Below are 25,503 nucleotides of genomic sequence, written 5' to 3'. Positions count from 1 at the left end.
GATCGGCCCACACCCCGCTGCTCCGGGCCGCGTCCCAGTACCGTGGACGGGTGCATCAGGACTCCTCGGACCCCCTCGTCGAAGCCCCCGTGCTCCTTCCCCCGCAGAGCCAGGGCGGGGCGCACACCACGACCACGGTCGAACGCGGTTCGTTCTGCCTGGCGCGCTGCTCATGCGGGTGGACCGGCCCTGCGAGACGCTCCCGCGACCGGGCCCGCACCGACGCCACGGATCACCTGACCACGGCAGAGGAGCACTGAGGGCCGTACTCCCGGCCGGCCGGGAGGAGTGAGCCGGCCGCCGTCGCCCCCGCCGCCCACGGGAAGCAGGACTGCCGCCGTGGAGAAGCGAGCCGGCCGCCGTCACCCGGCGTACGCCCGCCTCCGCCCGTCAGTGCGGCCCGTCGGCCCCGCGCAGGCGGCGTTCGGCCCGCTCGACGGCCGGCCCCGCCGCGGGAAGCACCCTCCGCACGAACGCCAGCGCGTCCAGGGTCTCCCGGACCGCACCCTCCGTGCGTTCGAGACCGGCCAGCGCCTCGCACTGGACGGCCGCCCCGTCCCCGTCGAGCAGGACACAGTGCAGGACGAGCAGCCCCTCGTAGGCGTCGGCGGCATCCTCCCCCGCCCCGGCCGCGGACTCGACGGCGGCGGCGAAACCGCGGCCCGCCCGGTCGAGGCGGGCCGTCGCCTCCTCGTGCCGCCCGCCACCGCCGACGAGCAGCGCGAGGGCGTACGTCAGCTCGTTCCAGGCGTCGTCCGGATCCAGCTCCACGGCCCGGGCACAGTCGGCCAGCGCCTCTTCGTGCCGCCCGAGGCTCAGCAGGGCACGGCCCCGCGCGGCGAAGGTCCAGTCGGACGGCGGCCCGGCCCCGAGGGCCCGGCCGTAGTCGGCGACGGCGTCCTCATGACGGCCCATCCGCTCGTGCAGCTCACCACGACCGGTGAGGGCCCAGCCGAACCCCGGATCGATGGCGAGGGCCCGGCCGTAGTCGGTGACGGCCTCCTCGTACCGCCCGACGGCCTCGTACGTCTGCGCCCGGCTGCCGAACGCCCACGCGTACAGCGGGTCGATCTCCACCGCACGCGAGAAATCGGCGAGCGCCTCCTCATGACGGCCCATCCGCCCGAACAGCCGCGCCCGGCTCCCCACCGCCCAGGCGTACTGCGGATCGATCGCGATGGCCAGGGTGTAGTCGGCCAGCGCCTCCTCCGGACGGCCCATCGCCTCCAGGAGCTGCGCCCGGCTCCCCACGGCCCACTCGTAGTCCGGGTCGATGCCGAGGGCGCGGTCGTAGTCGGCGAGGGCGTCGTCCTTCCGCCCCAGGGCCTCGTACGTCTGCGCCCGGCTGCCGAACGCCCACGCGTACAGCGGGTCGAGGGTCACGGCACGGGAGAAATCGGCGAGCGCCTCGTCGTACCGGCCCAGCAGCCGGTACGCCTCCCCCCGGCTGCCGGCGGTCCACGCGTCACCCGGGTCCAGCTCGATCGCCCGCGTGCACGCGGCGACGGCCTCCTCGTGACGGCCGAGGGCCCGATACGTCTCCCCCAGCCCGGCATGGCAAAGTGCCGTGTCCGGCGCGAGGGCGACGGCCGCCGTGCAGTCCGCCAGCGCCCTCTCGTGATCACCCGCGACCCGATGTTCCCTGCCACGAACGCTGTAGGCCAACGCCCGCCCAGCGGGGCCGAGTTCGGGAGCGGCCAGCAGGAGCGTCAGTGCACCCGCCCCGGACTCCTCCTCGTCCGCCGCGGACTCCAGGCGACCACCCCACGCCATGAGGGCCGCCGAATCGGCGTCGACCCCGGCACGACCGAGCGTCTGCGCCCAGCGCCGGTGCGTGGCCACATCGAGACCGACGGCGTGGACGGTCTGCAGGAGAGCCCCGGGCAACGCGCCACGCGGGTGAGCGCACAGCCGGTGGTACGTCTCGTTCAACCGGTGCTCGCGCCACACGGCGTCACCCCACCAGGCATCCGCGTCGCCGCCCAGTTCCGCCTCCGCACCCAGACGCCCCCGCTCGAACAGCTCGGCCAGACGCGTGTGCGCCCGCTGCCACCTCTCGGGGGACCGGGTCCGCTGCAACCGCAGCATCGCCGCGCGCACGACGTCGTGATAGCGGCAGCGCCCGGCCTGCGGCGACACGAAGGCCAGAGCGCGGAGCCAGGCGTAGCCGTCCGCCGCGGCCCCCGGGACGACCGCGCTGTAGATGTCCTCGTCGACCAGGAGGGGCAGCGCACAGGCCAGAGCGGCTTCACGGCGCCCGGGATCGGGCTCCCACTTCAGGAACCGCTCGACCGCCGTCTCCGACGGGTCCCCGAAACCGTCGCCCGCCCGCCCGTCGCTCCGCGCCAGCATGTCGACCAGCAGGGGCAGCCGGCCCGAGAGCCGCAGCACCAGCTCGACGCTCGCCCCGTCCGTCACCCCGTGGGTCGCGAGCAGCGTGCGGGCCTCCTCCTCGGAGAAGACCTCCAGGCACACCTCGGTGACCTGGCCCAGCCACTCCCCCCAGACCCGCTGGTCCAGACGCAGTTGCCCGGACAGCACGATCTGCACGTTGACGGGCAGACTGCCGTACTCCTCCCCGAACGCGATCGTCCGCAGCCAGGCATCGAGGACCGGCCCGGTCCGCTCGTACACGTCGAAGAACAGCACCACCCGCTCGCACCGCTCCGCGACCTCGGCCAGGTCGTCGAGGAACACCGGGGCCAGCGCCGCGAGCGGATGCATCACCAGGTGAACGTCGTCATGGCTGCGCAGGCGCGTGTTCAGCATCGCCCGCAGCCTGTCCGCCCCCAGCGCCACCTGCTGCGGATCGACCGCCCCCACGAACGGGCCCGCCCCGGGCACCAGCCCGATCGTGGCCAGCCCCAGCTGCGCGGCGACCGTACTGGACGGCGAGGGCGGCGCGATCCCGCCCGTCTCGGGCGCACCGGGGAGGGGCTGGAGTCCGGGCGCCGCGCTCTCGGCCTGGTGCCTGCGCTGGCGGTAGGTGGCCAGCTGCCGGTCGAACCGCTTCAGCGGGTGCCCCTGCCGGCCCAGCCGCGCGCTGACCGCCTCCATCGCCTCGATCGCGTCGTGCACCTCGTCGTCCACGTACGACGTCACCACGGAGGGTTGCTCACGCGCGGCGGTCTCCCACTGGCGCACCAGCGTCGACTTGCCCACGCCCCCGTTGCCCCGCACGTGGAACAGGAACGGGAAATCGGCGTCCTCGGGGTCACGGGCGAACGTCTCCCGGAAGACGGCGAGCTCACCCCTGCGCCCGACGAACCCCGCCCGCCCGCCCCGCCGGTTGACCTCCTGCCGTGTCGGCCGCCGCCCAGCCACACCCACCACCCCCGGATCCCCGCACATGATGCCCCGTCATCAGGGGTGCGAACAGGCACTCCGAACGATCGGACTCAGCCATTCTCGGAAATTCGAGCGCGGGCGGGTGCGCGGGGCCGGGCGGCCGCCGGCGAGGCGCGCTCACCGCGGAGGGGGCCGCCGCGGAGGGTGCCTCCGCTGAGCGGGTCGCGCGCCTCACGGACGTCACACACACGTCGCCCGCCTCACGGACGCCGGGAGCTCGATGAGCATGGTGAACGTGGTGAACGCGCGCGGCCACCGGACATGCGTGAGGGGGTGCCCCCAGCGGGACACCCCCTCAGGTCGCCGGACTCGTCGGTCAGGCAGCCAGATCCTTCTCGCCGGGCGCACCGCCACGGCCCGAACCTGGACGGGGCTCGGGAATCCCGCGGGGCTCCCCGGGGCGGCCGACGGTCGCGACCGGCCGGGCCGAACGGACGAGCCTGCCGACGGCACCCGCCCGGGCCACCGCACCCACCAGAGGCGTCAGCAGCATCATCGCGAGCGGCGCGAGCAGCAGGGCCACCGCCGTGCCGAGGGCGAAACCGCCGATCACGTCGGTCGGGTAGTGAACCCCCATGTAGACGCGGCAGAAGCCCTCCAGGAGCGCCAGCGCGATGGCCGCGATCCCGAACTTCCGGTTCGCCACGAAGAGACCCACGGCGATCGCCATGGCCATCGTCGCGTGGTCGCTGACGAACGAGAAGTCGGTCTTCCCCGCCACCAGGACGTCGAGCCCCTGGTGATCGAGGAACGGACGCGGCCTCTCCACGAAACCCCGGATGGGGATGTTGATGAGCAGGGCGATACCGGCGGCCAGGGGCGCCCACACCAGCCCGGCGACCGCCGTCACCGAGTCCTCGGTCGTCCCGCGCCGGCGCACGCTCCACCAGCACCACAGGACCGCCAGGACCATGCCCAGCATGATCCCGTACTCACCGACGAACTCCATGACCCGGTCGAACCAGGTCGGAGCTGCCTTCGCCAGCCCGTTGATGTCGTAGAGCAGGCTGACGTCGGGGTTCGACCCATCGAGTGCGAGTCCAGCCATCTGCTGCGGCCCCTTGCCTTGTCTGCTGCTGCGACGCACACCGGTGTACGTCGCCTTGGTCGGACCCCCGTGGTCGGTACGGAATCGGTGCCGCCGGGCGCCATGATGCCCTGCCGCACGGCTGCCCCGGACAGCGCGCATGGTCGGTGCACATGCTGTCCCAGTCCAGGGAACGGTCTGAACGCCGTCCACGTTCCGCTCTCCACCGAATGATCACCATGACGTTATCGAAGAGTGACTCGTCGTCGCAGCTCAGGGCCCAGGCTTCACGGAGAGTTCCAGCCACGGCCGATTGACCGTCAGCTCCCGGGGAGCGCGGTCGGGAGCGCCGCGGCACCGTCCTTCGTGACCCTGGTGGCGCCGAAGTAGTCCGGCGTGTCGATCTTGTCGAACCGGATCACCGCCCCCGTGTACGGCGCGTTGATCATGTAGCCGCCGCCGACGTAGAGACCCACGTGGTGGATGGCGCGGGAGTTGTTCAGATCGTCGGAGAAGAACACCAGGTCGCCCGGCAGCAGCTCATCCCGCGAGGGGTGCGGCCCCGCGTTGTACTGATCGTTCGCGACTCGCGGCAGCTCGATGCCGACCGTGCGGTACGCCGCCTGGGTCAGCCCGGAACAGTCGAACCGGCCGCCCTGGTCGGCGGTCCCGTTCCCGCCCCAGAGATACGGGGTACCGAGTTTCTTCTGCGCGAAGTAGATCGCCCCGGCCGCCTGCTGCGAGGGCTGCACCCGGCCGACGGGCCGGGCGAAGCTCTTCTCCAGCGACCGGATGATCTTGACGTAGTTCTGCGTCTCCCTGATCGCCGGGACCCCGCCGGACTGGATCACCCGATAGGCCCCTGCGTTGTACGCCGCGAGCATGTTGTCGGTCGGATCCCCCGGCACCTTCTTGACGTAACCGGCGATCTCGCAGTCGTACGACGCTGCGGACGGGATCGCGTCGGCCGGGTCCCACACGTCCCGGTCCCCGTCCTTGTCCCCGTCGATGCCGTGCGTGGCCCAGGTCCCGGGAATGAACTGCGCGATGCCCTGCGCGGCGGCCGGGCTCTGGGCACGGGGGTTCCAGCCGCTCTCCTGGTACAGCTGGGCGGCCAGCAGTGCGGGGTTGATGGCCGGGCAGAGATTGCCCCACCGCTCGACCAGCGGCTGGTACCGCGCCGGCACGGCCCCCTTGGCCAGCCCGACGGCCCCCTTCGCCCCGGAGATCCCGGCTGCGGCGGAGTACGTACCGACGACGAGCAGCGCGATGAAGCACAGGCCCAGCCCGATCCCACCGCCGAGGAACACCCAGTATTTCCGCACCCCCCAACCATCCCCCATTCGGGCGCGGTTCACGTCGTGATTCGCTGGTGTGTACGGGTGGAACGGAGCATGAGGGGGCGTCAGGGGCGGCTGCGCGGGGTCAGGGGGCGCCGGCGGACCAGAAGGCGGATCGGATGTCGGGGCGGGGGATGTGCTCCTGCCCCTCGTAGGTGGGCGCGGTCGCCTCGGTGGTGGACTCGGCCACCTCGGACTCCTCTACGCAGGGGGTGTCGACACGCAGAAACGCTTGCCCCGCACCACCGAATCGAAGGCTCACGGTATAACCATCTTTCGTTTGTCCATAGATAGCCGGAAACTCCGGATCATTGTTCGCGGCGTTGATCTTGAATCCACTCTTGCGCATATGTCGATCAACGATACCCAGAAAACTACCTCTCCGCTGCGCAGAGATAACCGTCATAATCGTCCGCCTTCTAGACACCTCACAGCTGCCGACAGTAGTGGGGCCGTGAGTCCACTGCACCTGCGGCTGAATTGCGCCCAGGACGCCATCTAGCATCTGATCAGAGCGCTGCGCAGCCTCCTGCATATTCACGTTATCTTCCTCCACGAACCCACATCCCCCGCTCAGGGAGAGGCCCAACATCACTGCCAGGAAAATCCAACGGCGCCTCAACGAGGTTCCTCCACTTTGACTCTATGAGAGTGCCCTGCCGCGATGAGCGCAATGCTGTCTGCCGAAACCGTGTCCGCACCTTCTCGATCGAAATATTGAGAGTGCGCAGCGAAGGAAAGGCCTTTGAGGCCCACCAGCGGAGGCCCCTCCGCAGAGCGAAAACGCGTAGCCCCGAAGGCCTCGCTGGCGGGGTCTCTGCCAAACCAAAGGTGGTCATCACGATCGATCAAGCTCCCCACCGCATACCCATGGGGCCCACCGAGCGCGCCGAAACCCGCCTGCAACTTCGACGACGCCTTAGTGACAACATCATTTTCGGCTGCTCCGACAAATACGTGACCAGAGCCCACACCGAGGTCTTCCGCACGATCAACTCCGACCCCTGGGCTACCAATCAGCACAATGTCGTCTACACCAGGCGAACCATCGCCTTCTTGAGTGGCCGCACCGACCGTGCGCGATCCATACGAATGCCCGATTGCAACCAGATGTGGATCACTGTGAGCATTTGCTGCAGCGACACCGCTTATGAAGCCATTGAAGGAGCGACCACCAGCCACCGCCCGCTCATCCCCCATCACCGAGAGACTCTCCATCCCATCCGGGAACTGCGGCGCGTCGTATCCGAGCCAAGCGACCGTGGCACTCGATTGATCAATCTCCCGGGTGGCGATTGCAGTATCCCGAGCCCGCTTCAAGTCATTTTTAGCGAAATCCTCATCCAAAGCCGTATTGAGCCCCGGCACATAAGCCGCAACATTCTTCGCCGTATCGGGATTGCCGAACGAGACGATTGCCCTTCCGTTACCCTCGTCCCCGATGCCGAGCAGGAACATGGGCGGTCGCGTGCCCGCCCCCAAGTGCCGGTCGATCTCCCGCAGTCCCGCCAGCTGCGTGACCGACCGATCGTCGTCCCGGCCTTCCAGCTTGCCGATCAGCAGCTGCAGGTTGTCCCGGTTGGCCGCGTCCCGGACCAGGGCCGGGATGCCGTCCATGTTGCCGATGCGGTCCGGGTACACCGCGAGGTATTCCTCGCGCTGCTCCTGCGTCAGGCCCGCCCACCAGTCGCGCCGCTGGGCCGGCGTCGCGTCGGACGGGATGGCGTCCGCCAGGTACGCGCCCGCCGCCTCCCTGACCGCGCCCGCGTCTCCCGCAGCGTCCTTCCAGGTGGAGTCGGGGACCTTGAGGCCTTCCTCCGCCTTCAGCCGGCGCAGGATCCCCGCGTACCGCCAGTCGATCTCGGCGGCCGTTCGCACCGCTCTCGTCACCCGGTCCGCGATGTCCTGCGCCTTCGCCGTGTGGGGGTTCGGGGCGACGAGGCCCGAGGGCGGGGTCAGCGCCGGGGCTCCGTTCGATGTGGCGGTGCCACCCCGCAGAGGTGCACCGTCGACCAGGCCCTCGCCCGCCGCCGGGTAGGTCACCGATCCGTCCGCGTGCACGGTGAACTTCAGCGCCGCCGCGTCGTCCAGCGCCTCCGCCAGGGCCCGTTGCTGCAGCCTCATCTCGTGGGCCAGCGAGTTCAGCGTCGTACGCAGCAGCCCGCACTCGGTGTAGACGTACTGGAGGTTCCGCCCGAGTCGGCGCAGCCGCGCGACCGCCGCCCGGGCCGCCTCGCCCTCCTGTTCGGCCCGGAGCCCGGTCAGCAGCTGCTGGTCGATGCGGTCGCGCGCGGCGTCGGCCCGGTTGCTCGACCTGCCCCATCCGTCGGCGGCACCCTCCAGCTCGGTGCAGTCGAGGTCCTGTAACCGGGCCCAGGTGAGGGCCGGTGTCACCGCTGCTCACCTTCGTGACCCGCCTGGGGTGCGAAGGACGCACGGACGGCCTCGTCGGTGGAACCCTGGGCTCGGGCGACGGCTCGCAGCTTGCCCGCCAGACTGCCGCACTCGCCCCGCGCCAGCTGGATGCGGCGCTCCCAGGACTCCCGTACCGCCGCCAGCTCCGCGAGGGCGGACAGCTGGCCGGCACCGTGCACCAGCCCCTCGTGCGCGGCCGCCAGTTCGCCGGGCACCGGCCCCAGATGGGCCACGAGTTCGTCCGCTCCCCTGGCCGCTCGCAGCCACGGCCCGTCGCTGTGGTTCAGGACGCCGCCCGGCTCCCCCTCGCCCCTCGGCCCCGCCAGTTCGCTCAGACTCTCCACCGCAGCCATGCCGCTCCCCGCTTCCGGATCATGGAGCGGCACTGTGCCAAATCCGGCGTACCCGACACGCCGAGCGGACCGGCGTCGTGTGGCCGTGGCCCCGCCTCCGCAGGGAACGCTCCGCATCGAGATCACCCGAACGCGCGACCCGGAACCGGGCCAGGGGCGCACACCGTCCCCGTCGGCGTCCGCATGACCAGCCGAAAAGGGGTCGCCCATGACCAGCTCTGCCACTCGTTACCTCTACGTCGCCCGGCACGGCGAGGCGTCCGCCGACGAGACCGAGCTGACGGAGAACGGCAGGCGTCAGGCGTTCCTGCTCGGCGACCGGCTGCGAGCCGTACCGTTCGCCGCCGTCCACCACGGCCCGCTGCCCCGCGCCGCGCAGACGGCCCGGCTGGTCCACGAACAGCTCCGGGGGGACGTGCCGCTCCAGGTCGCGGAGCCTGCCGGGGACTACGTCCCGTACGTCCCTCGGCGCGAGGAGCTTCCCGAGGAGTCGGCGGACCGGCTGCTGGCGTTCGTGGCGCAGGTGCCGGAGGAGGAGCGCACCCGCGGCCCCGAGCTGGCCGGCGAGGCGATGGCCAGGTTCACCGGGTGCGTGGAGGGGGGCGAGGCGCGCCACGAACTCGTCGTCACACACGCGTTCCTGGCCGCCTGGCTGGTGCGCGACGCTCTCGACGCCCCCGCGTGGCGCTGGCTGGGGCTGAACCACTCCAACGCCGCGCTGACGGTGATCCGGTACACCCCCGGCAGGCCCGCCGCCCTGGTCATGGTCAACGATATGGGGCACCTCCCGGAGGAACTGCGCTGGACCGGGTTCCCTCCGGAACTGCGCATCTGAACGGGCGGGGTTTCGGGCGACGGGCGAGCGGGCGAGCGAGCGGCCCGACGTGTGCGGGGGCCGCCCGCCCGGGGCGTCGTCACTCCGGCGGATCACTCCACGGACACGGCGTCTTCCCCGTGCATTCGACCCACAGGACCTTGCCGCCCTGGCCCGGCAACCCGCCCCGGACCGGGTACGCACCCCAGCTGTCCGCGCACTGCCGTACGAGCCGCAGCCCGCGTCCCCGCTCCTCCAGCACGCCGGGTTCGTGCGTCTCCCCGCCGCGGAACGGCGCCGGGATCTCCGGGTTGCTGTCCCACACCCCGACCCGGACCCTGTTCCTCCCCGCCCCGCGGAGCCGGAGCGAGTAGGGCCCGGTGGAGTGCCGGTAGGCATTGGTGACCAGTTCGCTCGCCAGCAGTTCAGCGGTCTCGACCAGATCCCCTATCCCGTGCACCACGAGCACGGTGCGCAGCGTCGCGCGCGCGATACCGGGTCCACGGGGATCCTGCGGAAGTTGGAGGGTGTACGCCCAGGGCGGCGATACGGTGGCGTGGGTCATGGAAGTCTCCGTTCGCGGAGCAGAGTTGGGATGTGCATGTCGCATGACCCGGTGACGAGGCCGCTCCGTCGAGCGGGGTACTTCCGGGCAGGTGGCCAGAGTCCCAAGGTAGCCAGGCTTGACTAATGAATTAGCCGAAAGACGAGTAATGAGTGAACTTCCACTCGTGTGGGTGATGAGGCGCTCAGAGAGGCGAATCAACCGGTGAGAACCCGCCCGACAGGTCGTCAACTCCGCCTCGGCAGCGAGCTGCGCAAGCTCCGTGAACGCGCCGGCCTGACCGCGACGCAGGCCGGTGCGCTCCTGGGCGTGAAGCAGAACCAGATCAGCAACATGGAGGCCGGACGGGTGGGCGTGAGCCCCGACCGGGTACGGGCACTGGCGGACCACTACGCCTACGTGGACCAGGGGGTCATCCGGGCCCTGTGCAACATGACCGCCGACCGCACCCGCGGCTGGTGGGAGGAGTACCGGGAGATCCTGCCCGCCCCCCTCCTCGACCTGGCCGAGATCGAACACCATGCCGTGCACCTGCGCACGGCGGTCACCGTCCACATCCCGGGACTGCTCCAGACCCCCGAGCACGCGCGCGAAGTGCTCCGCCAGGACGTGCCGGAACTCTCTCCACCCGAGGTCGAGCACCGCGTCTCGTTCCGCATCAAACGCCAGGCCGTCCTCTTCCGCGACCCGCCCACGACCCAGCGGGTCGTCATCCACGAGGCCGCCCTGCGGATGCGGTTCGGCGGTCCCGAGGTGGCCCGCCGGCAGCTCGCGCACCTCCTGGAGATGAGCGAGCGCGAGCACGTCTCGCTCCAGGTGATCCCGTTCTCCGCCGGAACCCTCGCCGGGTCGGGGCAGTCGATCTACTACGCCCACGGGCCGGTGCCGCAGCTCGACAGCGTCAACCTGGACCAGGCGCACGGCCCCGCCTTCCTCGACACGGAGGCGCAGCTGGAGAAGTACCGCGTCCTGCTGAACCGGATCGAGGCCATCGCACTCGCTCCCGACGCGTCCCGCGACTTCGTGAACGACGTCATCCGGAGCCTGTGAGAGGTCCGGAGCCCGCGGGGATCGATCCCCGTCTCCGTGAGCCCACCGATCCCGCCGAGCCCGCCGATCCCGCCGTGCCCGCCGAGCCCGCCGATCCCGGACTCCGCACCGTTGACAGCGCCCCGGCCTCGTTGCTCGACTGGTGGGTAAGCGCTTACCGGACCTTGGAGCGTACTGGTGGAGTTCTCGCGTCGATCCGCACTGTCCGCGATACCGGCGGCGGCCCTGTGGGCCATGTCGGCGTCGGCCCGCGCCGGGGCAGCGCCCCCGCCGGGCTCCGCCCCGTCGGCCGCGGGCGTCGCGGAGCCCCCGGCGGACGGCGCCGGGACGCTGATGCGCAACACCGCCGCGATCTTCGGCGGTACCGCCGAGTCCAACGCCCGTCCCGAAGTCGCCCCGAAGATCGCGGCCCTGCGGGCGACGGCGTACGCCCGTCTCGCGGCCATGGACGCCGCCGGCCCCGGCGAACTCTTCGCCGGACTGCCCCTCGGCACCAGCGACACCGCGCTGAACACGACGTACCAGTACCTCTACGAGACGGCCCTGGCCACCTGCCTCCCCGGCACCGACGACTCGGACCTGCGCAACAGCCCGGCCGTGCGGCGGCGGGTCGTCGACGCACTGGCCGAGCTGCTCGACACGTACTTCGGCGACCAGGCGAAGGGCTACTACGGCAACTGGTTCCACTGGGAGATCGGCATCCCGGGTCACGTGAGCAGGACCCTGGTGCTCCTGCGCGACGACATCGCGGAACGGCGCCCGGACCTCCCCGCGGCCTACACGGCCTCCATGGACGCGTACCTCCGCAACGGCAAGGGCGGTGACGTCGACCTCGACTCCCGCTTCCACACCGGCGCCAACCTCGCCGACATCACGACGAACCGGATGCTCCAGGGAGCCGTCCTCGGCGACGGGGCCCGCATCGCGAAGGCCGTCGCCGACCACCTGACCGTCTTCGCGACGATCGACCCCTACGACCTGCGGCACGGAGTGACCGACGGGTTCTACGCGGACGGCTCGTTCGTCCAGCACGCCTCCGTCGCGTACACGGGGTCCTACGGCAAGGGCCTGCTCACCCGCATCGTGCAGACCCTGAAGATGCTCGACGGCACCGGCTACGTGCCCGCGGACGACCTGGCCGGAGCCGTGCACACCTGGGTGACCGACGGCTTCGCCCCGCTGGTCTTCGAGGGCTGGATGATGGAGATCGTCAAAGGCCGCGCGGTCTCGCGCCCCGCCACCGGCTACGCGGACGCCACCGCGGTCGTCGAGGCGGTCGTCGACCTCTCCGCCCACATGACCGGCGACGACGCGGCGGCGCTGGCCGGCTACGTCACACACGTCCACGAGACGTCCGGAGCAGGCCTGGACCCCGTCTCCTTCGTCTCCCCCGTCAGCATCGCCCACTACGCCGACATCCTGAACTCGGCGACTCCGGCGAAGGACCTCGGGCCCGCCGCCTCCCACACGGCGTTCAACGCCATGGACCGTACCGTCCACCGACGGCCCGGCTACGCCTTCGCGCTCGCCCGCAGCTCGGACCGCATCAGCACCTACGAGTACATGAACGGCGAGAACCTGATGCCCTGGTTCCAGGGCACCGGCGCGCACTACCTCTACCTCTCCGGGGTGGACCAGCGCCAGGCGTACGGCCTCGACCACTTCACCGCCGTCCCGCCCCACCGCCTCGCGGGCGTCACCGCCCCCGTGGAGCACCGCCGGACGGTCCCCGAGCTCTACGGCACCCTCTGGTACGACAACCCGGAACGGGGCTTCACCTCGTCCTCCGAGGCGCAGAACACCTACGTGTACTTCCCCCGGGGCACCGGCGCCTTCTCCGGCGGCGCCCGCCTCGGCGCCTACGGCGTGGCCGGACACGTCCTGACCGACGACGCCGCCCACGCCGCGCAGCAGGCCGGCGAACTCCCGGACGGCTTCGTGGCCTACCGGTCAGCCGGCGCCACCACCTCGTGGTTCATGTTCGACGACGAGATCGTCGTGCTCACCGCCGGCGTGACCGGCCACTCGGGCCGCGCGGTGACGACCACCGTCGACACCCGTATCGCCGACCCCTCGTCCACCGTCACCCTCAGCGGCGCCCTCCACGACGGAACCCCCTGGCAACGCACCGGCACCGCGCCTCCGGCCTGGCTGCGGTACGCCGACGCCGGGCAGGGGACGGCCGTCGGATACGTCTTCCTGACCGGCCCCGCCCCGACGGTCGCGCTCGACACGGTCACCCGCAGCCGGCGGCTCGTCCGCGTCTCCAACCCGGACACCACCGTGACCAAGCAGGTCTTCACCCTGTCCTACGACCGAACGGCCGCGGACCTCCCGGCCTCCATGGCCCACCTCATCGTGCCGAACGCCTCCGAGGCGCAGCTGGCGTCCTACCGTCGCGACGCGCCGGCCGTGCGCGCCAACACGGTCCGCCTCCAGGCCGTCGCCCACGCCGGCCTGGGCATCCTGGCCGCGAACACCTTCTCCTCCGGCACGCACCACGTGAGCGGACTGTCCGTCGACGGCCCCGCGTCCGTCCTCCTGCGGCGCAGCCCCGACGGCACCTGCGCGATCTCGGTGTCCGACCCCACCACGACGCGCCGCACGGTCTCCGTCACCCTGCACGGCAGACCGCTGCGGACCCGCTCCGCGGACGCCGGGGTCCGGGTCCGCCACGTCCCCGGCGGCACCCGCCTCGACGTCACGACCGACCGCGCCTACGGCCGCAGCTTCACCGCGGTACTGGCGGACAGGTCCTGACGCTCCCTCATGCATCCGGTCAGGCGGCGCGCATGCACCCCTCGGCGACGCCGCCCTGGCGGACCGGCCGCCGCATACCCTCACTGGTGTGATCATCTGGCTGAACGGAACCTTCGGCGTGGGGAAGACCACCACGGCGGGAGAACTCATCCCGCGCATCCCCGAATCCCGGCTCTTCGACGCGGAGAAGGTCGGGGAGATGCTCGGACACGTGCTCGGCCGGCCGGAACGGGACTTCCAGGACTGGCAGCCGTGGCGCGGACTCGTCGTGGAGACGGCACGGCAGCTGCTCGACTTCGTCGGCGGGACGCTCGTCGTCACCCAGACGGTCCTGAGGCAGGAGTACTGGCGGGAGATCGGCGGCGGGCTCGCCGAAGCCGGAATCCCGGTCCACCACTTCGTCCTGACCACCGACGACGCCACCCTCACGCACCGCATCACGACCGACACCAAGCCGGAAAGCCGCAACGCGGGCCAGTGGCGCCTCGGCCACCTCCCCGCCCACCGCGACGCGCTCCCTTGGCTGCGCCGCGAGGCGCAGGTCGTCGACAGCACCGGCATACCGCCCTCCCGGGTCGCGGAACTCATCATCGAGCACCTCGCCCGCACAGCTCCGAACGTTCCGTCACATACGGCCGGGGCCAGGCAGGCAGGCGCAGCTCCGCAGACGACCGGGGTCACGCAGACGGGCAATGACAGAATCCGACGATGACTTCATCGGTGGAAACGATCAACGCATCATCGGCCGGCACCTGGCAGCTCGGGGATCTGACCGTCAACCGGCTCGGCTTCGGCTCGATGCGCCTCACCCAGGACGGCGCCGTGTTCGCCGACGGAGTCCCCAGCGACCGGAAGCGCGCCCTGGGCGTCCTGCGCCGTGCCGTCGAGCTCGGCGTCAACCACATCGACACGGCCGCCTTCTACTTCTCCTCACTGCGGTCCGCCAACGAGCTCATCAACAGCGCGCTGGCCCCGTACTCCGACGACCTCGTCATCACCACCAAGGTCGGCCCGGGCCGCGACCCCTCGGGCGCCTGGCTCTGGGCCACGCCCGAGCAGCTGCGCGGCCAGGTCGAGGAGAACCTGCGCCAGCTGGGCCGCGACCACCTCGACGTGGTCAACCTGCGCCTCGCACCGAGCAACGCCCACGCATCCGTCGCCGAGCACTTCGGGGCCCTGTCCGAACTCCGCGACGCCGGCCTCATCCGCCACCTGGGCATGTCCAACACCTCACCGGAGCAACTGGCCGAGGCGCGGGCCATCGCCCCCGTCGTCTGCGTACAGAACGCGTACGGCATCGACTCCCCGGCCGAGGACCACGCCTTCCTTCGGCACTGCGGCGAGGAGGGCATCGCCTTCGTGCCGTTCTTCGCCATCGTCGGCAGGGGCCGCGAGAACGGTGCCGCCGGCCCCGAGCCGGACGAGGTGAGCGCCGTCGCACGCACCCACGACGTGACGCCCGCCCAGGTCAGGCTCGCCTGGACGCTCCACCAGGGGGCTCACGTCCTGGCCATCCCCGGCACCGGCAACCCGGACCACCTCGACGAGAACGTGGCCGCGGCCTCCCTGCGGCTCACCGCCGACGACCTGGCACTCCTCACCCCGTGAACGGCGGGATCCTCCGCTGGAACCTGTTCATCGGCGGCCACCTGAGTTCCTCCGTACCCGTACGCCTCGTCGAACGCACGGACGAAGGCCAGTTGCTGTGGCTGGAGACCGGCACGCCCATGTGGCGCACGGAACTGCCCGGCGGCGCCCACCTCCGGGACATCCCCCCGGAGGAACGGCCCGCGGACGGCTACCCGCTGAAGGCCGGCCGGTGGTCCCTGGGCAGCGCCCTCATCCACCAGCCGACGGCCGCCGGGCACGCGGTGTTCTGGTTCTTCGGGCGAAGGAAGAGGTTCCGCGGCTGGTACGTGAACCTGGAACACCGCCGCCACCACGGCGAGGACATCGACGTCGCCGACCACGAACTGGACATCACCGTCGCCCGGAACCACGGATGGCGATGGAAGGACGAGCGGTCGTTCGACGAGAAGACCGGGCATCCCGCCTACTGGTCACAGGCCGAGGCCGCGGCGATACGCGCCGAGGGCGAACGCGTGGTGCGCCTGGCCGAGGCGAGAGCCTTCCCCTTCGACGGCTCCTGGTGCGACTTCGAGCCACCTTCGCACTGGCCGGTCCCACCACGGCCGCAGCCGCCCGGACGAACCGTGCTCAGGCATCCGGGCCCGTGACGTCTTCCCCGCCGCACATCTGACGACGCGTCGGCCGGAAGCCACCGGCGCAGTCACGGCTCTCGAACAGCGCGTACGAACGCTTCTCGGCCCGTGAACGCATCGACCGCACCCGGAACCATGGCCACCGTCGTTGCTAGCGGTCACACCCCGTGATACACAGAGTAACCATGCATATGCGCGCAGATCCTGACACGAGCCGCAGGTCAGGGCGGCTCTGCCGGTCAAACGTGCGAGATCCGGGTAAAGAGACCCCGGAAGGCGTCGTGCGATGCCGGTTTCATCAGCGAAGATAGAGACCGACCCGCGCCGCACGGTGCGGGCTGCGAACTACCCAACAGGGGCGGTGACTTACATGATCCTGTCAGCGGAAAAGGGCGATATCACCACCATCATCGGGGGAATCGCCCCGAACTGGGGGCCGTTCGGGACCCTGGGCAATGAGGCGCGCATCATGATCGAGGTGGTGATGGCCGTCGCCATCCTGCTCTGCCTCGGCATCGCGATCTGGGGTGCGGCGAAGCAGCGCATCGGCGCGACGGCCCTGCGCGACACCTTCAGCGCGGAGCAGGGCAAGGGCCTGATCGTGGCGGGTCTGACCGGCGTCTTCATCATCGGCTCGCTCGGCACGCTGTTCACCATCGTGTACGGGATGGCCGTCTGACCTGCCGTCGGCACACCGTTCCGACTGCGGCCCCCCGGCCCCTCCCACACCATCCGTCCGTCGTGCCCACCGGCAGAGGTTGCGTCCCCTGATGTCGAGTCACCACACCGCGTCCACGCGGGAACCAGCAGCGCTACCGTCGTACCACGCGGAACTGCAGACGGCTGAGGGGGCGTACGCGGCATGAGCCAGGGCGACGAGCGCGGTTACGGCGGCAGCGAGCCGGGTGGCCGGTCGGACGACGCGTACAGCACCCTCGGCGGGACGCGCCAGACCCGCACCCGCATGCACAGAGGCGGCGAGGACACCGACGGCTACGGCCGCCGGCCCGCCCGGAACTCGCGGTCCCTGGTCATGATCGTGGGTGTCGTGGTGCTGCTGATCGCGGCGATCGCGTTCGCGAACCAGGGCGGGAGCGGGGGCGACGACGGGGGCACCGGCAAGGCGAAGCAGCCGGACGCCGCAGGCGCGGCCCCCACGACGGCCACGGGCACCAAGCCCGTCCAGGGCAGGAACGGCACCATCGCCTTCGGCTTCGCCCACGACGAGCAGGGGGCACAGAGCGCCGCGGCGAACTACGCGGTGGCGCTGGGGTCGGACGGCATGTTCAACGCCGAGACGCGCGGCGCCATCGTTCGATCGATCGCCGATGCCGGCAAGGTCAACGAACTGCAGGCGGGGTTCGATGCCGACTACTCCGATCAGTTCATTGCTCAAATCGGGCTGAACACTGACGGCAGCGCCCCTGCAGGATCGACTTTCGTCAACCGCACCATCCCCGCCGGTACGAAGACGAAGGCGTACTCAGGGTCCACTGCCCAGGTCGACGTCTGGTGTTCCGGCCTGTTCGGGCTGACCGGCGAGAAGTCAACGAAGCCGGTGACCAACGGTTGGTTCACCGTTTCGATGACACTGAAGTGGGATGGGACCGACTGGAAGGTTCTGGAGACCCGCCAGACAGAGGGTCCCACCCCGGTGACGGGCGACAACCCCGTCTCCGGATCCGATGAGATCGCCGACGCAGTGAACGAGTTCGGAGGGTTCACCTATGCCCGGTAGTCGCCGAAGCCAGTTGCGTTCCGTCGCCGCCGTATTCGGCGCCCTTCAGGCGTCGGTGATCGTGTTCGCGGCCCGAGCAGTCGCAGCACCCAGCCCCACCCCTACTCCGTCACCCTCCGGCAGCACCGACCCCTGCCAGCTGATCGCCGGCCCGGCACGTGACTATTGCGACGGCGGAGGCGGCTCCCCCCGCAGTACGCCCGCCGTCACCGACGACGCCCTGGACCCCCTCTCCTCCCTCGCCCGCGGCTGCGCCGACGCCGCCGCCTACATCGTCGGCAAGCTCAGCGAGGCCGTGGAGAGCACGGCGACCGTGGACTTCACCAACTCCACGTTCCGCACCCAGTACGCCGTGGTCTTCGCGGCCTCCACCATCCTCACCCTGGTCCTGTGGCTCTTCGCCGTCGCCAAGCGCGCCATCAGGGGCGTGCCGTTCACGACGGCGATCTCCGAGGCCGTCGGCTTCCTCTGGCTCACCGTCCTGGCCTCGGCCTTCACGCCGCTCATCCTGTACGTGGTGGTGTCGGCGACCGACGGTGTCACCGAGGTCATCTCGACCGCGACCGGCGGGCAGACCGACGTGTTCTTCGGGTCGTTCGCCGAAGCCCTCAAGAAGGGCAAGGACATCGGCGGCGGGCCGATCATGCTGATCGTCGTCTCCCTGGTCTCGATCCTCGCCGCCGGCATCCTGTGGCTGGAGCTCGTCATCCGGGCCGCCCTGCTCTACGTGGGCGCGCTGCTCGGCGTCGTCGTGTATTCGGGGCTCGTCGACAAGAACATGTGGGGCCACGTCCGCCGCTGGGCGGGCATCATGATCGCGGTGATCATGGTGAAGCCGGTCATCGTCATCGTGCTGGGGCTCGCCGGAGCCCTCTCGGCCGACGACGGGCCCAACGCGTTCTCCGCAGTCGTGTCCGGGCTCGCGATCATCCTGCTGGCCATCTTCGCCTCCGCCATGATCTACCGCTTCGTGCCGGGCTTCGGCGACGAGATCCAGGGCGCCCGTACCAACCGCAAGCAGGCCACCGACGGCTCGCAGGCCGCCGCACTGATCAGCTCCCCCGCCGCACTCGTCTCCCAGGGCATCAAGACCCACAGCGGCCGGAGCGGAGGCGGCGAAGGCGGAGGCGGAGGCGGCGCACGCCCGGCCAACCAGGTCAGCGGCGGTGTCGCCGCCCACAGCTCCCGCAACCAGCCGGGCGCGGCACCCTCGCCCCGCAGCGGCTCCGGACCCACCTCCGGCACACCCCACGGCAGCCGCTCCCCGCGCGGGGGCGGTTCAGGCAGCACAGGCAGCACGAGCACAGGAGGTGGAGGGCGTTGACGATCCAGTCCCACACGATCGCGCCCCGCCGCACGTATCTGATCGGCCGGGCCCGGCCGAACGCGATCGTCGGCAAGAACCGCGAGACGGGCGAGATCGCGCTGATCATCGCCGGGGCGTTCCTCGGCATGATGAGCGGCCTCCTCGTCCCGGCCCTCTCCCTGCGCATCGTGTCCCTCGTGGGCTTTCCGATGCTGGCCCTGGCCGTCGTGTACGTCCCCTACAAGGGCCGCACCTTCTACAAGTGGTTCGAGATCAATCGCAGCTTCAAGCGCACCCTGCGCCGGGGCACCGCCTACCGTTCCGCGGCCATGGAGGCCGGGGTGAGCGCCGACGGCCGCGAGGTCGAGATCGGACCGCCGCCCGGCATCGGCAGGATCAGCTGGCTCGCCGCACCGTTCGGCCCCGACGAGATCGCCGTACTGCTGCACGCGGACCGCCGTACCGTCACCGCGGCCATCGAGATCGAGGGCCCGGGCGTCGGACTGCGCGACAGCGAGGACCAGGAGGCCCTGGTCGACCGCTTCGGCACCCTCCTCAAGCACGTGGCCAACGGCGACGGCTTCGTGACGCGCCTCCAGATGCTCGCCCGCACCCTCCCCGCCGACCCCGACGCCCACGCGAAGGACGTCGCCCAGCGCGGCGACCGGAACGCACCCGGCTGGCTCCAGGACTCCTACGACCAACTCCAGTCGATGGTCTCCACCTCCAGCGAGCAGCACCGCGCGTACCTCGTGGCCTGCATGCACTACAGCCGTGACCTGGCCGCCGAGGCCAACGCCATGGCCCGTGCCATCCGCCCCCAGGGCGGCCGCAAGGTGGACCGCGACGCCGGCCTCGCCGTCGTCATGGCACGCGAGCTGACCGACATCTGCGCCCGGCTCGCCGAGGCCGACATCCGGGTGCGCCAACCGCTCGGACAGAGCCGCCTGGCCTCCCTCGTCCACTCCATGTACGACCCGGACCACCCCATCGACCACATCCAGGCAATGACCAAGCGCAACGCCTGGCCGGCCGAACTGGACGCCGTAGAGCCGATGTTCCTGCAGGCCAAGACGCGCGAGTCCACCACCCGCGCCCCCTGGTGCCACGCCACGGCCTGGGTGAAGGAATGGCCGATGACCCCGGTCGGCGTGAACTTCCTGGCGCCCCTCCTCGTTCACACCCCCGACGTGATCCGCACGGTCGCCGTCTGCATGGACCTCGAACCGACCGAGATCGCCATCGAGCGGATGCTGACCGAGAAGACCAACGACGACGCCGAGGCGAGCCGCCAGGCCAAGATGAACCGCACGGTCGACCCGCGCGACATCGCCGCCCACGGCCGGCTCGACCAGCGGGGTGAAGATCTGGCGAGCGGCGCGGCCGGGGTGAACCTCGTGGGGTACATCACCGTGTCGTCCCGGTCCCCCGAAGCCCTCGCCCGCGACAAGCGGACGATCCGGGCCTCGGCCGGCAAGTCGTATCTGAAGCTGGAGTGGTGCGACCGGGAGCACCACCGCGCCTTCGTGAACACCTTGCCGTTCGCCACCGGTATCCGACGTTAACGAAAGGGCAGTCACGCCATGCGAGATCCGCTGTCCGCGTTGACGGATGCCTTCACCGGCTTCCTCTTCGGCAAGGTCGAGACGACCCGCCTGCCGGTGCGCACGTCCACCGGTCAGGCCCAGGCCGTCTACCTGCCGACCGCCGCGCCCGGCCTCGGGGACTCCGGCGTGATCATCGGGCGTGAGGTGTACTCGGGCAAGGGCTACATCTACGACCCGTTCCAGCTGTACGGACAGCAGCTCCCCGCCCCGCACTGGCTGGTCCTCGGCGAGTCCGGCAACGGCAAGTCCGCACTGGAGAAGACCTACGTCCTGCGCCAGCTCCGCTTCCGCGACCGCCAGGTCGTCGTCCTGGACGCCCAGGGCGAGGACGGCGTCGGCGAATGGAACCTGATCGCCGAGGAGCTGGGCATCACGCCCATCCGGCTCGACCCGACGGCGGCGCTGAACGACGGGATCAGGCTCAACCCGCTCGACCCCTCGATCACCACGACGGGCCAGCTCGCCCTGCTGCGCACGATCATCGAGGTCGCCATGGGCCATGGGCTCGACGAACGCTCGGGCTTCGCACTCAAGGTCGCCCACGCGTACGTCAGCGACACCATCACCGCCCGCCAGCCCGTGCTGATGGACATCGTGGAGCAGTTGCGCCACCCGAAGCCCGAATCCGCCGAGGCGATGAACGTCGACATAGACGACGTACGGGCCTGGGGCCTGGACGTCGCCCTCGTCCTCGACCGCCTCGTCGACGGTGACCTGAGGGGCATGTTCGACGGTCCGACCACGATCGGCATCGACCTCGACGCCCCCCTGATCGTCTTCGACCTCTCGCACATCGACCGCAACTCCATCGCGATGCCGATCCTCATGGCGATCGTCGGCGTCTGGCTGGAGCACACCTGGATCAGGCCCGACCGGAAGAAGCGGATCTTCCTCGTCGAAGAGGCCTGGCACATCATCAACTCACCCTTCGTCGCCCAGCTCTTCCAGCGCCTGCTGAAGTTCGGACGCCGACTGGGACTGTCCTTCGTCGCGGTCGTCCACCACCTCAGCGACGTCGTCGACGGCGCAGCCGCGAAGGAAGCCGCCGCCATCCTGAAAATGGCCTCCACGCGCACCATCTACGCCCAGAAGGCCGACGAGGCCAGAGCCACGGGCAAGGTCATCGGCCTGCCCCGGTGGGCCGTCGAGATCATCCCGACGCTGACACCCGGCATCGCCGTGTGGGACGTCAACGGCAACGTTCAAGTCGTCAAACACCTGATCACCGAGGCGGAACGCCCCCTGGTGTTCACCGACAGGGCCATGACCGAAGGGTCCGCGTCGGACCTGCTCCCCGAGGACGTACGGGCCGCGGAACTGGAGGCGGAACAGAGAGCGGCCCATATCGAGTACCAACAGCGCGTCGGCGAGTCCTCCGAGTCAACGGTCGCCTGACATGGCACGCCAGGCACCACCCGGCGCGGGGCGCGGCGAAGACCGGCAGGGCGGCATCCCGGACGGCCTGCTCGTGGGCCTCCTGGCCTTCCTCTTCGGGCTGACGGTCCTGGCGTGGACGGCCACGGGTCTCGCCGGGCTCCTCACCCACGGCTCCTGGCCCCACGCCGTCACCTTCACCCGTACGCCGCTCGCCCTGCGGGCCCTGGCCGGACGGCCCACGGACCTGCCGCACGCGTGGCCCGACACCCCGGCCGGCGAACTGTCCGGGCACGGCCTGTTCTGGGGCCTGTTCATCGGCGAGGTGATGGTCCTGCTGGTCCTGACCGTGTTCGCGGCGGGTGTGATCACCCGTTGGCGCATGGTCAGGAAGCGGCGCGCCATCGATCCCGAGGCGTACGCCCCCGCGGGGCGGACCACGCACCCGGAGCCCGCACCGCAGTCCGCGCACCCGCACCCCACCGTCCACGAGTACCACCCGGCCGACACGCGCTTCCCGGCCCCCGCAGCCCCGGCGCCCCAGCCCGCCTCGGCACCACCAGCCGCGGCGTACGCACCCGGGGCGACGCCCCCCTCCTTCCCCACACCCCGTTCCCCTCAGGTCGTGTACGGCGTGTCCGCGGCCCGCCGCCCCACCGTCGTCCAGGCCATCAGGGACGCGGAGGGGCCCGCACTGATCGTGACCTCCGACCCCACAGTCTGGGCCGAGACGAAGGACGCCCGGAGCAAGCTCGGTCCCGTCCTCGTCTACGACCCCGGTCACCTCTGCGACACCCCGGCCAGGCTCCACTGGTCACCCACGGCCGGGTGCGAGGACCCCGCCGTGGCGGCCGCCCGCGCCACCGCGCTGCTCGCCCCCGTACGCCCCACGGCCAGGGCCGACGCCGCGGTCGCCGACACGGCCAACACCCTCCTGCAGTGCTGGCTGCACGCCGCCGCGGTGGACGGGCGGCCGTTCCGCCAGGTGCACCGCTGGGCGTCGGGGGGCGGTGGCCAGGAAGCGGTACGTCTGCTCCGTACCCACCCGAAGGCGGCCTCCGGGCTCGCCGGGCTCCTGGAGTCCGCGCTCACCGCCCACCCCGAACGCCGGGAGATGGCACAGGAACTGACTGTCCGTGCCTTCGCCGCCCTCTCGTCCGTCCACATCCGGGAAGCCTGCACGCCCAACCGAGCTGATGCGCTCACACTGGAATCTTTTGCACGCGAACTGGGAACGCTCTATGTGGTTGGTGAACCCATCGAGGATCCCCGCCACCACCCCGGTGCGATGCCCCTGCTCACCGCACTCGCCTCGCACGTGGTCGAGCACGGCCGCCGCATGGCCGCACGGTCAACCGACGGTCGGCTCGACCCACCAATGGCCCTCGTCCTCGACGACGTCGCCGCCGTCGCTCCGCTGCCGCAGCTCCCCGAGCTCCTGGCGGCCGGCCAGAGCTGCGGAATGCCCACCCTGGTCCTGCTCCGCTCGCCCGAGCAGGCCCGGGCCCGCTGGCAGGAGGAACTGCCCGCACCGCGAACACACTGACCGGGGTCCCCGCGTGCCGGGCGGCTAGCGGCGTATCTCGAACTCGAGCTCCAACGCGCCCGGATCACCCTCCAGCCGCACGCTGCGCCCGGTCGGAACGAAGCCGATCCGGCGGTAGGCGGCCGCAGCCCGCGCGTTGGCCTCATGGACATACAGCCGCACCCGCTCCACCGGCGGTCCGGACAGCGCCCAGGACCATTCGACGGCCTCACGGAAGAGTGCGTCCAGCACTCCGTGGCCCCGGTGCCCGGGCCGCACGAACACACCCACCAGATGCGTCTGGTCACACTCCGCGGCCTCTCCGAACCCCGGCTCGTCGGCGGGACGTTCGACGAGGACCGACACCGTCCCCACCCAACTGCCGTCCGGCGCCTCGGCGATGAACTGACGCGACAGCCGGCCCTCGACGGCGTCGGCGGTCCGCTGCTGCCAGAACTCGTCCGGCCTGGCCACCGCCCGCTCGTACGTCTCCAGAAAGGCGATGGGCGCCACCGGGTCCCGCAGTGCCGCCAGACGGATCTCCCGGGCCGGTTCCCACTCCCCCGCCCGCACACCGCGAATCTCATAGTCCATGCGCCGATGGTGCCCCGCAGTCCCCCGCCGGGCAACCGAGTTGGAACGCGCCGGCCTGCCGTCCCGTTCCAGGCGGGGCCGAACACCAGGTGGGCACCGACTGACCAACCCACCCGGCAGCAGCTGACGCCCTGCCCTCACTGAACTGGCCGGCTCCAGCGATACAACTGCCCGGGAACGCAGAAAAGCCCCGTGCCACAAGGGCACGGGGCTTTCCCGGAAAAATTGTTCGGCGGCGTCCTACTCTCCCACAGGGTCCCCCCTGCAGTACCATCGGCGCTGAAAGGCTTAGCTTCCGGGTTCGGAATGTAACCGGGCGTTTCCCTAACGCAATGACCACCGAAACACTATGAAATTAACCAACACCGGAACACAACACGGCCGTTCGTTATTTCAGAACTAACACAGTGGACGCGAGCAACTGAGGACAAGCCCTCGGCCTATTAGTACCAGTCAGCTCCACCCGTTACCGGGCTTCCACATCTGGCCTATCAACCCAGTCGTCTACTGGGAGCCTTAACCACTCAAGGTGGTGGGAATACTCATCTTGAAGCAGGCTTCCCGCTTAGATGCTTTCAGCGGTTATCCTTTCCGAACGTAGCCAACCAGCCATGCCCTTGGCAGGACAACTGGCACACCAGAGGTTCGTCCGTCCCGGTCCTCTCGTACTAGGGACAGCCCTTCTCAATATTCCTACGCGCACAGCGGATAGGGACCGAACTGTCTCACGACGTTCTAAACCCAGCTCGCGTACCGCTTTAATGGGCGAACAGCCCAACCCTTGGGACCGACTCCAGCCCCAGGATGCGACGAGCCGACATCGAGGTGCCAAACCATCCCGTCGATATGGACTCTTGGGGAAGATCAGCCTGTTATCCCCGGGGTACCTTTTATCCGTTGAGCGACAGCGCTTCCACAAGCCACTGCCGGATCACTAGTCCCGACTTTCGTCCCTGCTCGACCCGTCGGTCTCACAGTCAAGCTCCCTTGTGCACTTACACTCAACACCTGATTGCCAACCAGGCTGAGGGAACCTTTGGGCGCCTCCGTTACTCTTTAGGAGGCAACCGCCCCAGTTAAACTACCCATCAGACACTGTCCCTGATCCGGATCACGGACCCAGGTTAGACATCCAGCACGACCAGAGTGGTATTTCAACGGCGACTCCACAACCACTGGCGTGGCTGCTTCAAAGTCTCCCACCTATCCTACACAAGCCGAACCGAACACCAATATCAAACTATAGTAAAGGTCCCGGGGTCTTTCCGTCCTGCTGCGCGAAACGAGCATCTTTACTCGTAGTGCAATTTCACCGGGCCTATGGTTGAGACAGTCGAGAAGTCGTTACGCCATTCGTGCAGGTCGGAACTTACCCGACAAGGAATTTCGCTACCTTAGGATGGTTATAGTTACCACCGCCGTTTACTGGCGCTTAAGTTCTCAGCTTCGCACACCCGAAAGTGCA

At 70.1% G+C, this 25,503-nt stretch carries 19 protein-coding genes, 2 rRNA genes and 1 pseudogene (1 of these 22 only partly in view); 13 read left to right on the top strand and 9 right to left on the bottom strand.

Annotation, left to right across the window (positions count from 1 at the left end; all coding sequences use genetic code 11):
* Positions 1 to 50 precede the first annotated feature (50 nt).
* Positions 51 to 260, top strand: a complete 210-nt coding sequence (locus OHT61_RS17410) for a hypothetical protein (protein WP_329043459.1) — start codon at positions 51 to 53, stop codon at positions 258 to 260.
* A gap of 130 nt (positions 261 to 390) precedes the next feature.
* Here the strand turns inward: OHT61_RS17410 and OHT61_RS17405 are convergent, their stop codons facing one another.
* The 5 genes from OHT61_RS17405 to OHT61_RS17385 form a co-directional block, all read right to left on the bottom strand.
* Positions 391 to 3,324 carry a tetratricopeptide repeat protein gene (locus tag OHT61_RS17405; protein ID WP_329039473.1) on the bottom strand — a complete coding sequence of 978 codons (2,934 nt, stop codon included), beginning with the start codon at positions 3,322 to 3,324 and terminating at the stop codon, positions 391 to 393.
* 340 nt (positions 3,325 to 3,664) lie between these two features.
* Complete coding sequence (locus tag OHT61_RS17400) at positions 3,665 to 4,396, bottom strand: phosphatase PAP2 family protein (RefSeq protein ID WP_329039471.1); 732 nt, start codon at positions 4,394 to 4,396, stop codon at positions 3,665 to 3,667.
* A 299-nt stretch (positions 4,397 to 4,695) separates the two neighbouring features.
* Positions 4,696 to 5,685, bottom strand: a complete 990-nt coding sequence (locus OHT61_RS17395; protein ID WP_329043299.1) for a bifunctional lytic transglycosylase/C40 family peptidase — start codon at positions 5,683 to 5,685, stop codon at positions 4,696 to 4,698.
* A 648-nt stretch (positions 5,686 to 6,333) separates the two neighbouring features.
* Positions 6,334 to 8,109, bottom strand: coding sequence for an alpha/beta hydrolase (locus OHT61_RS17390; RefSeq protein ID WP_329039469.1), 1,776 nt, complete (start codon positions 8,107 to 8,109; stop codon positions 6,334 to 6,336).
* A complete protein-coding gene (locus OHT61_RS17385) occupies positions 8,106 to 8,483 on the bottom strand; it encodes a hypothetical protein (protein ID WP_329039468.1) in 378 nt (125 codons plus the stop codon). Before OHT61_RS17385 ends, OHT61_RS17390 begins: the two co-directional genes overlap by 4 nt.
* 208 nt (positions 8,484 to 8,691) lie before the next feature.
* On the opposite strand from OHT61_RS17385, the gene OHT61_RS17380 reads away from it, so the two are divergent.
* Entirely contained in the window at positions 8,692 to 9,318 is a 627-nt protein-coding gene (locus tag OHT61_RS17380; RefSeq protein WP_329039467.1) for a histidine phosphatase family protein, read from the top strand.
* A 79-nt stretch (positions 9,319 to 9,397) separates the two neighbouring features.
* Here OHT61_RS17380 and OHT61_RS17375 read toward each other — a convergent pair whose 3' ends face one another.
* Complete coding sequence (locus OHT61_RS17375; protein WP_329039464.1) at positions 9,398 to 9,862, bottom strand: ATP-binding protein; 465 nt, start codon at positions 9,860 to 9,862, stop codon at positions 9,398 to 9,400.
* A 204-nt stretch (positions 9,863 to 10,066) separates the two neighbouring features.
* On the opposite strand from OHT61_RS17375, the gene OHT61_RS17370 reads away from it, so the two are divergent.
* The 11 genes and pseudogenes from OHT61_RS17370 (at position 10,067) to OHT61_RS17320 (ending at position 23,465) form a co-directional block, all read left to right on the top strand.
* The gene (locus OHT61_RS17370; protein ID WP_329039462.1) at positions 10,067 to 10,912 is read left to right on the top strand and encodes a helix-turn-helix domain-containing protein; all 846 of its coding nucleotides are present in this window, start codon (positions 10,067 to 10,069) and stop codon (positions 10,910 to 10,912) included.
* Between the two features lie 177 nt (positions 10,913 to 11,089).
* A complete protein-coding gene (locus OHT61_RS17365) occupies positions 11,090 to 13,672 on the top strand; it encodes a polysaccharide lyase family 8 super-sandwich domain-containing protein (RefSeq protein WP_329039461.1) in 2,583 nt (860 codons plus the stop codon).
* Positions 13,673 to 13,760: 88 nt separating this feature from the next.
* Positions 13,761 to 14,261: pseudogene (locus tag OHT61_RS17360) on the top strand (AAA family ATPase); the annotation flags it as partial.
* A 119-nt stretch (positions 14,262 to 14,380) separates the two neighbouring features.
* Complete coding sequence (locus OHT61_RS17355) at positions 14,381 to 15,280, top strand: aldo/keto reductase (RefSeq protein ID WP_329039459.1); 900 nt, start codon at positions 14,381 to 14,383, stop codon at positions 15,278 to 15,280.
* Positions 15,277 to 15,909, top strand: a complete 633-nt coding sequence (locus tag OHT61_RS17350) for a DUF402 domain-containing protein (protein ID WP_329039457.1) — start codon at positions 15,277 to 15,279, stop codon at positions 15,907 to 15,909. Before OHT61_RS17355 ends, OHT61_RS17350 begins: the two co-directional genes overlap by 4 nt.
* 355 nt (positions 15,910 to 16,264) lie before the next feature.
* On the top strand, positions 16,265 to 16,573 hold the full coding sequence (locus OHT61_RS17345) for a hypothetical protein (RefSeq protein WP_327122284.1): 309 nt from the start codon (positions 16,265 to 16,267) through the stop codon (positions 16,571 to 16,573).
* A 183-nt stretch (positions 16,574 to 16,756) separates the two neighbouring features.
* Complete coding sequence (locus tag OHT61_RS17340) at positions 16,757 to 17,632, top strand: hypothetical protein (RefSeq protein WP_329039455.1); 876 nt, start codon at positions 16,757 to 16,759, stop codon at positions 17,630 to 17,632.
* Positions 17,622 to 18,956: a hypothetical protein gene (locus OHT61_RS17335; RefSeq protein ID WP_329039453.1), complete on the top strand. Its 1,335-nt coding sequence runs from the start codon at positions 17,622 to 17,624 to the stop codon at positions 18,954 to 18,956. The genes OHT61_RS17340 and OHT61_RS17335 overlap by 11 nt, the downstream gene beginning before the upstream one ends.
* Positions 18,953 to 20,503, top strand: coding sequence for an SCO6880 family protein (locus OHT61_RS17330; protein WP_329039451.1), 1,551 nt, complete (start codon positions 18,953 to 18,955; stop codon positions 20,501 to 20,503). Before OHT61_RS17335 ends, OHT61_RS17330 begins: the two co-directional genes overlap by 4 nt.
* An 18-nt stretch (positions 20,504 to 20,521) precedes the next feature.
* Entirely contained in the window at positions 20,522 to 21,940 is a 1,419-nt protein-coding gene (locus OHT61_RS17325; protein ID WP_329039449.1) for an ATP-binding protein, read from the top strand.
* Position 21,941: 1 nt separating this feature from the next.
* A complete protein-coding gene (locus tag OHT61_RS17320) occupies positions 21,942 to 23,465 on the top strand; it encodes a type IV secretory system conjugative DNA transfer family protein (protein ID WP_329039448.1) in 1,524 nt (507 codons plus the stop codon).
* A gap of 24 nt (positions 23,466 to 23,489) precedes the next feature.
* Here the strand turns inward: OHT61_RS17320 and OHT61_RS17315 are convergent, their stop codons facing one another.
* From OHT61_RS17315 to OHT61_RS17305, 3 genes are all read right to left on the bottom strand, one after another.
* Positions 23,490 to 24,038 carry a GNAT family N-acetyltransferase gene (locus tag OHT61_RS17315; protein WP_329039447.1) on the bottom strand — a complete coding sequence of 183 codons (549 nt, stop codon included), beginning with the start codon at positions 24,036 to 24,038 and terminating at the stop codon, positions 23,490 to 23,492.
* Positions 24,039 to 24,265: 227 nt separating this feature from the next.
* Positions 24,266 to 24,382 (bottom strand): 5S ribosomal RNA (rrf, locus tag OHT61_RS17310).
* 79 nt (positions 24,383 to 24,461) lie between these two features.
* A 23S ribosomal RNA gene (locus OHT61_RS17305) occupies positions 24,462 to 25,503 on the bottom strand (it continues 2,084 nt past the right edge of the window).

Origin of the sequence: Streptomyces sp. NBC_00178 (assembly GCF_036206005.1) — a bacterium.
Taxonomy (GTDB): Bacteria; Actinomycetota; Actinomycetes; order Streptomycetales; family Streptomycetaceae; genus Streptomyces.
This window is presented reverse-complemented; position numbering and strand designations above follow the sequence as displayed.